14 protein-coding genes are annotated in these 9,875 nt (G+C 69.5%); 11 read left to right on the top strand and 3 right to left on the bottom strand.

Annotation, left to right across the window (positions count from 1 at the left end):
• The first annotated feature begins 185 nt into the window (after nucleotides 1-185).
• From ACFXB5_RS12525 to ACFXB5_RS12505, 5 genes are all read left to right on the top strand, one after another.
• Complete coding sequence (locus ACFXB5_RS12525) at nucleotides 186-518, top strand: hypothetical protein (protein WP_385206054.1); 333 nt, start codon at nucleotides 186-188, stop codon at nucleotides 516-518.
• A gap of 68 nt (nucleotides 519-586) precedes the next feature.
• The gene (locus ACFXB5_RS12520; RefSeq protein ID WP_385206052.1) at nucleotides 587-970 is read left to right on the top strand and encodes a hypothetical protein; all 384 of its coding nucleotides are present in this window, start codon (nucleotides 587-589) and stop codon (nucleotides 968-970) included.
• A 219-nt stretch (nucleotides 971-1,189) separates the two neighbouring features.
• The gene (locus tag ACFXB5_RS12515; protein ID WP_385206049.1) at nucleotides 1,190-2,518 is read left to right on the top strand and encodes a DNA cytosine methyltransferase; all 1,329 of its coding nucleotides are present in this window, start codon (nucleotides 1,190-1,192) and stop codon (nucleotides 2,516-2,518) included.
• A 94-nt stretch (nucleotides 2,519-2,612) separates the two neighbouring features.
• On the top strand, nucleotides 2,613-2,975 hold the full coding sequence (locus ACFXB5_RS12510; RefSeq protein WP_385206047.1) for a hypothetical protein: 363 nt from the start codon (nucleotides 2,613-2,615) through the stop codon (nucleotides 2,973-2,975).
• 521 nt (nucleotides 2,976-3,496) lie between these two features.
• Complete coding sequence (locus ACFXB5_RS12505; protein ID WP_385206044.1) at nucleotides 3,497-3,697, top strand: hypothetical protein; 201 nt, start codon at nucleotides 3,497-3,499, stop codon at nucleotides 3,695-3,697.
• 59 nt (nucleotides 3,698-3,756) lie between these two features.
• On the opposite strand, the gene ACFXB5_RS12500 is transcribed toward ACFXB5_RS12505, so the two are convergent.
• Nucleotides 3,757-3,921, bottom strand: a complete 165-nt coding sequence (locus ACFXB5_RS12500) for a hypothetical protein (RefSeq protein WP_385206042.1) — start codon at nucleotides 3,919-3,921, stop codon at nucleotides 3,757-3,759.
• A 157-nt stretch (nucleotides 3,922-4,078) separates the two neighbouring features.
• Here ACFXB5_RS12500 and ACFXB5_RS12495 point away from each other — a divergent pair, with 157 nt between their 5' ends.
• The gene (locus tag ACFXB5_RS12495) at nucleotides 4,079-4,999 is read left to right on the top strand and encodes a hypothetical protein (protein WP_385206040.1); all 921 of its coding nucleotides are present in this window, start codon (nucleotides 4,079-4,081) and stop codon (nucleotides 4,997-4,999) included.
• 9 nt (nucleotides 5,000-5,008) lie between these two features.
• Here ACFXB5_RS12495 and ACFXB5_RS12490 read toward each other — a convergent pair whose 3' ends face one another.
• A complete protein-coding gene (locus ACFXB5_RS12490; RefSeq protein ID WP_385206037.1) occupies nucleotides 5,009-5,332 on the bottom strand; it encodes a hypothetical protein in 324 nt (107 codons plus the stop codon).
• 186 nt (nucleotides 5,333-5,518) lie between these two features.
• Between ACFXB5_RS12490 and ACFXB5_RS12485 the strand changes: the two genes are divergently transcribed.
• From ACFXB5_RS12485 to ACFXB5_RS12465, 5 genes are all read left to right on the top strand, one after another.
• A complete protein-coding gene (locus tag ACFXB5_RS12485; protein ID WP_385206035.1) occupies nucleotides 5,519-5,764 on the top strand; it encodes a hypothetical protein in 246 nt (81 codons plus the stop codon).
• A 68-nt stretch (nucleotides 5,765-5,832) separates the two neighbouring features.
• Nucleotides 5,833-6,186 (top strand): hypothetical protein, encoded by a 354-nt coding sequence (locus tag ACFXB5_RS12480; protein WP_385206032.1) that lies wholly within the window; start codon nucleotides 5,833-5,835, stop codon nucleotides 6,184-6,186.
• Nucleotides 6,187-6,352: 166 nt separating this feature from the next.
• Nucleotides 6,353-6,829: a hypothetical protein gene (locus ACFXB5_RS12475; protein WP_385206029.1), complete on the top strand. Its 477-nt coding sequence runs from the start codon at nucleotides 6,353-6,355 to the stop codon at nucleotides 6,827-6,829.
• Nucleotides 6,830-6,948: 119 nt separating this feature from the next.
• Nucleotides 6,949-7,305 (top strand): HNH endonuclease, encoded by a 357-nt coding sequence (locus ACFXB5_RS12470; RefSeq protein ID WP_385206026.1) that lies wholly within the window; start codon nucleotides 6,949-6,951, stop codon nucleotides 7,303-7,305.
• 625 nt (nucleotides 7,306-7,930) lie between these two features.
• Nucleotides 7,931-8,551: a hypothetical protein gene (locus ACFXB5_RS12465; protein WP_385206024.1), complete on the top strand. Its 621-nt coding sequence runs from the start codon at nucleotides 7,931-7,933 to the stop codon at nucleotides 8,549-8,551.
• Between the two features lie 17 nt (nucleotides 8,552-8,568).
• On the opposite strand, the gene ACFXB5_RS12460 is transcribed toward ACFXB5_RS12465, so the two are convergent.
• Nucleotides 8,569-9,495 (bottom strand): hypothetical protein, encoded by a 927-nt coding sequence (locus ACFXB5_RS12460; RefSeq protein ID WP_385206021.1) that lies wholly within the window; start codon nucleotides 9,493-9,495, stop codon nucleotides 8,569-8,571.
• Between the last annotated feature and the right edge of the window lie 380 nt (nucleotides 9,496-9,875).

Here is a 9,875-nt window from a genome sequence, read left to right as displayed (position 1 = left end):
GCGTCCGCCCCGGGACCGCGGGGTCCAACCGGCGATCACGACGGATCCGCTCAAAGATCCGCTCACGCGACCTATACACACGGGCTCCTGACACGACCGTGATCAAGACCCCACAGTCTGACGCCGCCAAACAGCCCAACCCGCCCATTACGCCAACAGCGGCATGTCACACACCATCACACAGGGTGGCTCTCAATCTCGTTGCCGAAACAGCGGCTCCCGATCTCGCCGCCCCACTGGCTCCCGTTCAACCTGTCAGAAACATCGCTGCCCTATGGGGCGACGCCGACCCCAGCAAGACGAGTGATGTCCTCAACCTGATCCAGCGCGCCGACCAGGCCGCCCCATACGAGTTCCTCAAGTTCCTGCCCTCCGAGGCGATGCAGGGCGACGAGGAGGACGCGGAGCGTACGCCGCTGGGCATCCCCATCGGCCCAGTCGACTATCCCGTGCACGGCGCGCACTGCGAATCAGACGACATTGTCGAGCTGGCGACCGTGCGCGGCGAAGCGCTCTGACCCTGTTACGCGCCCCGGGGCCGAGTCGACCGCCCCGGGCGCTCCGTTCCCCGAACCGGAGCCATCCCGTGCTGAACCCCGCCACACCCAAGCAGCTCGCCGCCCTGGACGCCCTGCTATGCCCCTCGCCCCCGCCGACGATCGCAGTGGCCATGGACGCCGCCGATGTGCACGCCGAGACGACCCGCGGACGCCACACTACGGAAGGACTCGGCGCCTACTGCCGCACCGCGCTGCCGCTGATCCTGCGCCGCCTGCTGGCCGTCGAGTCCGACCTGATCGCCCTGCGGTCCGCGGTTGCCGGACACGTCGCCTCTGCGGACCAGGGCAACGACCCGACGCCCGGAGAGCTGCTCGAGGGCCTCAAGCGCCGCGGGATCGACCTGCGGCCCGATGTCGCGGCTGCGGCCGCGTTGCTCGAGGCCGAGGCTCACGCCGCGGCGTTCGGCTGACCCCGGAGCGGAGCACCCGCGCATCGTTCAGGTTCTCGGGCGCGCCCGGTCCCGCTGCTGCTGGTGGGGCCGGGCGTTGCGCTACATCGATGAATGACAAGCCGCAGGAAATTGCCGCCGGAATTCTACTGTTCAACGAATGCAAGATTTACCTAGGTGTATCATTCGAAGTGTTGGTGGAGAGCAACCACCCGACGGCCACGAACAGAGGAACACCAGATGAGGACCCTGCCTCCTGCGGTAGCTACCGCCGTTCACGTCGCCACCCTCGCTCGCAAGGCCGGTCTGCCGATCCCCCCGAAGGTGTTTGCCGTCCTCGAGACGGCCGCCGCCCCGTGGCCCGCCGAGTGGCTGCTCGCCCCGCTCCCCGGCGACCCGATCCGCGTGGTGGAGTTATTCGCGGGCCCCGGCGGCTGGTCCGAGGGCATCGCCACCGTCCTGGGCATCAGGGTCGATGCCGTCGGCGTGGACATTTCCCCGGACGCCTGCGCCACCGCCCGCGTCGCCGGACACCGGCGCGTCTGCGCCGACATCACCACGCTGGACCCCGAGCACATCGCCCTGCGCTACACCGCAGCGGTCATCATCAGCCCGCCCTGCCCCGCCTTCTCCCCCGCAGGCAAGCTCTCCGGCCTGGAAGCCCGCAACATTCAGATCCTGTGCGACGCCATCGCCTACGTGGGTGAAGCCGCCGGGTTCATACCCATGGAGTGGCACCACAACGACTACGACGGGGAATGCGAGTGCGTCCCGGACGACCCGGACGGCAAGGGATGCCACGGCGACGGCTTCGCCCCGCGCTCCGGCGCCACCTGGGACGAAGTCCGCGAGATGGCCGCCGACGTGAGCGATCCGCGCATCGCCCTGATGCTGGAGGTCGTCATCTGGCCGCTCGCACTGCAGGCCGCTGGCGCGCCGATCCGCTGGATGGCCATGGAGCAGTCCAGCAACCTGCCCGAGGACATCCTCGACGACCTGTCCTGCGAGTTCTCGTGCGCCGAGTGGTTCTACACCAGCCGCGAAATCATGGAGGCTGCCGACTATGGCCTGCCGTCCCGCCGCAAGCGCGTCTACATGATCGCTTCCCGCGTCTACACGCCCACTGTCACCCGCCGCATCCGGCCGCTCTCCACCACCTCCATGGCGCAGGCCCTCGGCTGGCAGCCCGGCGAGTTCGTCAACACCCGCGGCAACCGGCCCATCGACCCCAAGACCGGCCGTGCCAAGGGTGGCAACACGTTCTCTGCCGACGGCCCGTCCTGGTGCCTCACCGGCAAGTCACGGACCTGGAAGCGCGAAGGCGACGGTCTGCGGCTCACCAAGTCGGAGGCCGGTCTCCTCGTCGGGTTCCGCCGCTCCTACCCGTGGCAGGGCAGCCGCACGAGCGCCTTCCAGCAGGCCGCCGACGTCGTCTCCCCGGTCATGGCCGCCATCGTCCTGTCCGGCATGTTCGGCGCCCTGGGCGAGGCCCTGGTACGCGACTACCTCGCCCAGCTCTACGACATGGACGACATGCTCGCCCCGGACAGCTACGACCTAGCCACCTGACCCCAGGCCGCGCCCGGCCCCCGCCCACCCGGCGGGGGCCGCCGCCGTTCCCGGGCGCTGTAACAGTCGCTCCAGGCCCGCCGTTCCCCCCAGCATGAGCACCCTCGCCCCGTCCCTCCCCGAGTACAACGCGGCCTTCTACCCGTTCGGACCGTTCGTCGTCCTGACCGCGACAGTCACCGTGGACGGTGAGCCGGTCACGGTCCAGCAGCAGGTAGACCGCGCCGTGTGGAAGCGTATTGACGCAGATCCACCGCTCCGCGCCGACTACGAACGCAGACTGCGCTACGAGCTCGCCGTGGCCCTGGTGGACCGTCTCGCCCCGGCCGTCAGCGTGTACGAACCCGCCCCGCCGGGCGACGTGGTGTCCAACGCTCTGTCGCGCGCCGACGCCGCGATGCGGAACGAGCCGGAGCCCGAGCACTGTCGGTCACGCGAACTAGGCTCCGAAGGATGAGCACCATCCCCCCTTCCCTCGAGCAGGCCTCCGCCGGGGAGGAGAAGTTCGCCCCCGCGACTTCCCCCAGAAGCTGAGGGACGCGCAGCGCCGGGCCACCGAGCTGTACGCCGAGCTCCGCGCCTTCCAGGCCGAGCTCCCCTGGTCGCGTGAGCCTCACGAGGGAGGGGGCCGGAGGTGAAGGAGCGGGGTCGGGAGCGAGCCGGCCACGAGGCCTCCCCCGGATGGTCCCCGGCCGAAGCCGCGGCGTACGACAAGCTGTGGAGGACCTGCGGAAAGCGACGGCCGCGGTACAGGCGCACGGCTGGTGGAAGACCTGCCGGGACCACGGGGCCCAGAGGCCGGATCTGGTGGCCGTCCGTCAGGCACTCCGCGAAGGGCGCCGCCCCTCTCTCTCGCGGGGACGTCAAGCAGACCGCCTGAACGGCCCGTACGCGACCGATCCTGTCCCCGGAGGCCCGAGAGCACGGAAGGGGTACAGGGCGGCCCGTACGGGGCGCCCCCGCTCGAGAGGCCCTCCCATGGACTCCCCCCGCACCTACCTGGTCATCATCCCCGGCGCACTGTTCGGCCCCGGCCGCCGCATAGTCTTCCGCAGCTCCCGTCCGGTCGGTTCCGTCGTCTCCGGCGTTGTCGACGGCCGCCCCGTCCGCGTTCTGCTCACCGACACCCCGCTGAACGGCGGTCTGTTCGTCGCCGAGTTGCAGGACCTCTACCTGTAGCCGCGCGCCGTCTGTGCCGCGCCCGGTGGGACCCGAGCGCGGCAGCTCCCCGGCTCAGGTCAGCACGAGGAGACGGACAGACGGACCAAGTTGAGCAGCCCGCGGGCCAGCCCGCCAGCCAACGTGGCGGAAGCGGCGTAGAACGCTGCTTGCCCGAGGCCCTGGACAAGACGATGGCGGGCGCGTCGCCGCTTCAGGTCGGGGCGGTGCGTACGGTGGGACATGACGGTCTCCGTTCAGGGGATGAGTCGGCTGCCCCCGCACCGCTTGTTCCTGGCAGGGATCCGGTGCGGGGCGCAGTTTCTGCTAGCCCCAAGCCTTATGGCTGACGTCCGCTGAATGCAGCTCCCGGAGCTCGAATCTCGGTGTAAGTTCGGCGCCATGAACGGGAATCGGGTCACCCCGTGGGTCGAGGGGACTGTGGCCGATCTGGTCGCCGACGCTCTCGCTCTGGGGGTGAAGGCCAGTCCCAGGATGGTGACCTCCTGGGTCGAGGACGGGGTGCTCGCCAACCCTGACCCGCGCAAGACCAGCGCGCACGGCAGCGACCCGCGGGTCTTTCCCCGCGAGCAACGCGAGTTGTTCGCCAGACTTCTGCAAGCTCGCGAGCGCTCCCCGCTGGGGCGTATCCCGCAACGCTCGCTGGTCCGTGTCGTGCTGTACCTGTGGCTGATCGACGACACGGTGGTCCTCACCCCGCAGGCGCGCCGAGCCTTGCGGACCCATGCGCGGGCCGCTGGCCAGACGACCGCCGTGAGACGACGCGAGAACGTCCGCGCCATCGTCGAGCAACTCGCCCACCCCTCAGCCACCCTCAAGCAACGGCGCGCCGCTCAGCACGTCATCGAGGAGGGCGAGCGGACCGGGCGGATCGACGTGGACAGACTGACGGCGGTCCTCACGGAGCTGTACTCGCCCTGGCCAGTCCAGCCCGGCATTCCGAGGATCGAACGAGCCCTGCCCGGCCCGTTCGGGCCCGTCCCCGTCCAGCACCACATCGCCATGTGGAAGGCCCGACAGCAGACGATCAGCCGCCTCCGGCACGAGGAGATCGACGAAATCGAGCTCGCCCGCGTGCGCGCCGTCTTCCGGCGGATGTGGGCCGACTACCAGGCCCGTCGGCCCGCCCTGGCGACCATCGGCGCCGGAGAGTTCGCGGCGTACTTCGCAGAGCCCGACGCCATGGAGGGCCGCGCCATCGAGGCGGTCGATGCCTTCGTGGGAACGCTCGCCGGCGAACTCGGGCTGATCGAAGCCGCGTCCCATGCCGCAGAGACGGCACGCCTCAGACTGGCGCGCTGACCGCCTCGCCTACGCGCGACGGGGCATCTTCCGGTACCCCTCGTCGGCCGCCCTGGACGGCTCCGAGCCGCTCGCGCGCCCCTTCCTCAACCCAGGCTGAGGGCACTGGTACGTGCGGACTGTGACCATCGTGTCGCCGCGTAGGGCCACCTCGACCTGGTAGCGCACGCTGCCGTCCGCCCAGTTCTGCCGCGCCATGACCGACGCGTACCGCCAGCGCCCGGCCGACCACACTTCGAGCGCCGGGCGATCGCCGTATGGCCACGTCCACACCTCGGCCCCCGGCCCGTCCTCCGGGCGCCACGGGCGGGCCGGCTCCGGAATGGTGCTCATGCTCCGACTGTAGGCGGCCCACACCGGCCGTCCGCCGGTCAGGGCACGACGCAAGACCATCCGGCCCTCGAGCATGCACGGCCTCACCTCTCCGCATGGAAGGCCCCGCCGTGAAGTCCGAGCTCTCGCCCCTGCCAAACGACGGCACATCTCCCCCTGTCCGTCTCCGTCGCGGTCGGCGTCGTCGTGGTCGCCCTGTTGGTGCTGTTCGCGCTCCTGGTCGCAGACGTCGACGACGACCGCGGCCACCCCGGCCGCTGCGCCCCGGCGGTCGCGGGCACCGTGGACCCGGGCACGTGCCTTCCGTACGGCAGAGCTGGCGCCGCGGCCGCAGGTACCAACCATTCCGCGAGCAGCGCGCGGAAGCCCGCGCAGAAGCAGCCAAAGGCTCCGGCCGCGCCGAAGGCGCCGCCGGTCCGGCTCACCAAGTGACGACGCGACGCAAGACGTCCGAGTCGGACACCGTCCGGCCGCCCAGTACCCGAACCGAAGGATCACCCATGTCCGACCCCGCCTATCCCAAGCCCCCCGTCCATTGCTCAAAGGCGGCGCCCTGCCCGCAGTGCCTGCGCCGGTGGCGCACTCTGGTCATCTATCGGTCCATCTTCATCCTCGTCGCCGCCACGCTCGTTCTCACCGTCGTGTACGGCCGGGACACCCCGAGCAACCCGAAGCCCGCCCCCTCCACCGCAGCGCCCACGAATCCGTCGCCTAGCTCGCCGTCCACGACCGAACCGACATCGGCCCCGAAGCCGACCCCCAGCATGCCGCAGGACCCGATCGGCACGGCCTGCAACATCTTCGACCCCGAGTGCTCGAGCGGCACCGGCGGCACCGGCGGCACCGAGACGTAACCGCCTCCCCCGGTGCTGCGCCCAGGCCGGACGACTCCCCGGCCGGGGCACAGTGGCGTTCCCTGACGCAAGGGGCCCGCGACGTGCAGGGTGCGCTCTCTTGCCCGCGGCACGTCCCCTCGGCCGCCACCTGGTGGCCCCGCGCCGCGGGCCCGAAGGGAGCAGCATGCAACCGCATGTCACCCAGGCGCTCCAGGACTGGTACGGCACTTGGACGGTCCACGAACGAGCCGCCCAAACAGCGTTCACCGCGGCGTTCCCAGCGCTGAACCTGTCCGATCCCAGATGCCAGTGCTTCGGCCCCACCCTGCGTTGGGAAAAGCCGGGCGAGGGATCGGGGAAAGTGTGCCTCGACGACCACGGGCGCGCCACAGCCGAGTTCGACAACGTCCCGAAGGAGGCCCTCGGCCAGGCCATGACGGAAGTCTGGGGCGCTGGCTGGTTCGATGAGGGGTCCGGCGGATTCGCCCAAGCCGAGCCCGGCCAGTACCACTACGAAGACGAATCGACGTACGCCGAGTACTGGATCGATGTCCTCGACGGCGGTCTCGCGTCGTTCGGAATCTCCTACGTGAAAGTCGACGACATCGTGACGATCCTCGACGCCCTCGAACGGGCGCTCACCGAGCATCGCGCGGCCTGACCAGGCAGGGCGCGACATAAGGCACGAGCCCCGTCCACTCTCCCCGCCTCACCCCGGGCGCCCGCCAGGGTTGCGAACGACGCGGCCCAGCGCCCGGGGCAGGTGAGGAGAGCAGTGCTGTGAAAGCACGACGGCGGACCGGGCCCCCCGACGTGGTGAAGACCATCGTCTACGAGCGGGACGGGGGAAGCTGCGTGCGCTGCGGCACCCGGGAGGGCCTGACTATCCACCACCGCGTGAACCGCGGCATGGGTGGCGCCCGCGAGCCATGGATCAACCAGCCCCACAACCTGCTGACCGCGTGCACGACGTGCAACGGCTGGTTCGAGGACAACCCGCGGGAGTCGTACGAGGCCGGGTGGAAGGTACGCCGGCCGCAGCTCCCCAACGAGGTCCTGGTGCGCTACGCCGACGGCCGCGAGTACAGGCTCACCCCCGACGGGGTGCGCTCCACGACCGTGGCGGCCGCCCGATGAGGCCCGGCAAATGCAGCAAGCACGCCCACCGCAGCCACGCGTCGACTGGATCGGCTCCGGGATGGATCGCCGCGCTCTTCGAGGGGCTCCTCGACGGCCTGCTCAACTTCCTGTTCTCGTGGGGACGGCGATGAAGCGACATCGTCAGTGCCTCGCTCGTCCTATGAAGGAGTTCGCGCTGATGCAGCGCCACGAGCGGGTGGGGTGCAAGCTCAGCAGAGCCCAGGGCCTCGTCGGGAAGGTGGGCCCGACGCTATGAGTCCCCGCATCACGCTGCAGCGCCGAGTGCGCGCCCCTCGAGGCCTGCGTCTGGGACCGTTCCGGCTGTGGGCTGTCCGGATCCCGCAAGGCCCGAGCCTCGGCTTCGGCCGGATCGCGACCACGGACACCCCCAGCAACCCAGCTCCCGGACAGACGTACGCGCGCGACGGCCAGGGCTGGGTGCTGGTCTTGGGCGGTGTGGCGTTCGCTGCGCTCCGATGCAGGTCAGTGCCTGTGCCGGACCGGCGTCGCTAACGCGGAATTTTCCCTTGGTGTACTGTTCTCGCCGATGCGGTGGGATGGGGATACTCCAGCCGCCGCTACGGCGCAGAACCGCGCGACAGTGGGACGGAGAACAGCGACCATGCCCAAGGCCGGGATCAAGTACGGCAAGCGCATCCAGGGCCCGGACTACGCCCAGATCGCCAAGGACGCCAAGAAGGCGGTACTCAAAGCTCTTGGCCTCGATCGGCCCGAGGACCTGGTCGCCAAGACGCGTCCCGAGGATCTGGTCGTGAGGGCTGCGGACATCGTCCGCCAGGCCGACGCGGAGATCGCGCTGCACGTCGATGAGCGCGACCAAGCGCTGGCGCACTTGTGGTTCTACGAGCAGCGCCTCGGCTTGGCGGGCACCGTCGGGCTGTCGCCCATGGGGTACCGGCAGAACCTCGCGAAGACGGTGTTCGGCGACAAGAAGCGCCCGCTGCCGGATGCCGAGTCGAACGAGGAACTCATCCGGGCCGCCGAGGAGCTGGGCGTCCAACGCGTCGAGAACGCGGAGGAGAAGCTGCTCGAGACGAACATGATCGTCACCAAGGCGAGGGAGCGCCGCGACGTGGCCGTGCGCTACATGCAGGAGGCGGTGCTTGCCCTGTCGCGTTCCCCCTACAACTGGAAGCCCGAGAAGATCGCCGAGCACGCCGACGTGACTCGGGATCTGGTCTACAAGCAGCGAGCGACGGCCCGTAAGCGCCACGGCCTGTAGCCCATCGCCGCGTCGTGCTAGAGGCGGAATCCATTGGCGTTTGAGGTGACTACCGGGGGCGCCCCGTCTTCGCTCGGCTCCTCGAAGAGCTTGGCGAGGTGCCCAAGGTCTTGGCGGGCTTCGTCGGCGAACCGGTCGAGTAGGCCGTCAACTTGGGCGACCATGCCGAAGAGGTCTTCTCGGGGCGAGGTAGTGGTCTCTGCCCCCTGGTTGGCAAGGGCCCCCGCCTGATCTTGAGAAAGGATGCCTGCGGCGACTGTCTCGGCAAACGCAGTCCGCATGCTTTCCGCTGTCTCTTCCCAAGCGTGCCAGTGTTCCGTGAGCAGGGGATACGACGGACGGCCATCCCGGTGGTAAGCATCCACATGACGCGCGTGGGCGAACAGGGCCTGACGCGCGACGTATGCCGAATCAACCGCCGGATCGCTGGGGTCGTCCGGCGGCGGCCCGCTGACATGTTCTGCTGCCACATACAGCGCGTGCCATCCCTCGTAGACGTGCCGGTCCCACTTGGTGATCTGGACCGTGATGCGCCAGGCGGCAGAGGCGAGTTCGCTCGCAGCACCCCGGACGTGCTCAGGAGCCCAGACCTTGACAGCCGACTCTGCGCGGTGCAGCTCGGTGTATGGGGCTGTCAGGGTCGAGGGTTCCTCAGCCGTTCCCTCATCTATGCGAGCGATGTCAGCCAAGGCGCGTATGAAACTGTGCCCGCTGTCGACGAGACGGGCATACGCGGATCCGCGGGCCACCTGGTTGTGCTGGTGCAGGCTTGAGGCGTAGGTGGCACGGGCCTGGGCACGAGCTGCTTCAAGGGCTGCATCTGCCTGAGCATAGGCGGCGCGTGCCTGCATACGGGCTGCGGCGAGGGTTCCGACGATGCCGAGAGCGACGCCCAACAATGCTCCGCCGCCGGCGATGTAGGCGGCCATAACTTCGGAGTCCATAACTGCCGATCATTCCGTAATGCTTCTCCTTCAGAGACGAAGATGAAAGGAGTCGCCTACGGCCACGCGTCCTCTAGTGCCCACCCGCCTCCGGCGTACGCCGGGTCGGCGAGGTACTGCCAGAAGCACGGAGGCATTTGAGGCGGCCAGCCAACTGCCCGAAAACCCGAATGCCGTGGCTCCATGCACCCAGTGAGCGGACGGTTCCGAGGGTAACTCGCTCCTGCCCTGACACCAGCCTAACAACGTCAAGGCCGCCGACGCCCAAACCCCCAGATCACACCGGGGACCGATTTTCGGTCCCCGGTCGCGCGGGGGCCCCTCAAACCGCCCACCGGCAGCGGTGCGCCCCCGGCCCGCTGGCGGCCGGCACGGGCCCC

The sequence above is a fragment of the Streptomyces sp. NPDC059455 genome, assembly GCF_042750115.1.
Classification (GTDB): Bacteria; Actinomycetota; Actinomycetes; order Streptomycetales; family Streptomycetaceae; genus Streptomyces; species Streptomyces endocoffeicus.
This window is presented reverse-complemented; position numbering and strand designations above follow the sequence as displayed.